The 952-nt window shown below is 59.0% G+C and carries 1 protein-coding gene; it reads right to left on the reverse strand.

Annotated features, from left to right (window positions below):
* A partial coding sequence (locus DM813_RS28335; protein ID WP_206617343.1) for an immunoglobulin-like domain-containing protein occupies positions 1 to 952 on the reverse strand: 952 nt, incomplete at both ends.

Below are 952 nucleotides of genomic sequence, written 5' to 3' on the forward strand. Positions count from 1 at the left end.
CAGGACCGTTTACACCGGTGATCGTGGCGGTCAACGAGCTGCCGTCGGTGTAGACGTCTTCGCCGTTACTCGCATCAATTTTCAGGGTGCCGGTGGTTGCGCCATCAGCAATGGTGATCACGCCCTTGTCGGTGGTGATCGTGGTCACGCCTTGGGAGGCATGGCTCAGGGTGGCGGTGAAGACGTATTGCGCCGTCGAACCTTCGTTCTGTACCGAGCCGGACAGACTGACGGTGGAGGCGGTTTCGGTGTCCACGACCTTCGCGGTGGCGGAGCCACTGCCGTCTTTGACTTCCAGCTTTTCAAAGCCAGGGCCGTTCACGCCGGTGATGGTGGCAGTCAGTTCGGAGCCGTCTTTGTAGACGTCTTCGCCGTTGGCAGCATCGATCTTCAGGGTGCCGGTGGTTGCGCCATCAGCAATAGTGATCACGCCCTTATCGGTGGTGATTGTGGTCACACCTTTGGAGGCGTGGCTGAGGGTGGCGGTGAAGATGTATTGCGCCGATGGGCCTTCGAATTGCTGCGAGCCGGACAGGCTCACAGTCGATGGGGTTAGGGTATCCACCACCGTCGAAGTGGCAGAGCCGCTGCCCGCTTTAATACCCAGACTTTCAAAGCCAGGACCGTTTACACCGGTGATCGTGGCGGTCAACGAGCTGCCGTCGGTGTAGACGTCTTCACCGTTGGCAGCATCAATCTTCAGGGTACCGGTGGTTTCACCGTCGGCAATGGTGATCACACCTTTGTCGGTGGTGATCGTCGTCACGCCCTGGGAGGCGTGGCTGAGGGTGGCAGTGAAGACGTATTGCGCCGTCGAACCTTCGTTCTGTACCGAACCGGTCAGGCTCACAGTCGAGGCAGTTTCAGTGTCGACTACTTTAGCCGTCGCCGAACCGTCTTTGATTTCCAGCTTTTCAAAGCCCGGGCCGTCTACGCCGGTGATAGTGGCAAC

Source organism: Pseudomonas alkylphenolica, assembly GCF_004025535.1.
Lineage (GTDB): Bacteria > Pseudomonadota > Gammaproteobacteria > Pseudomonadales > Pseudomonadaceae > Aquipseudomonas > Aquipseudomonas alkylphenolica_A.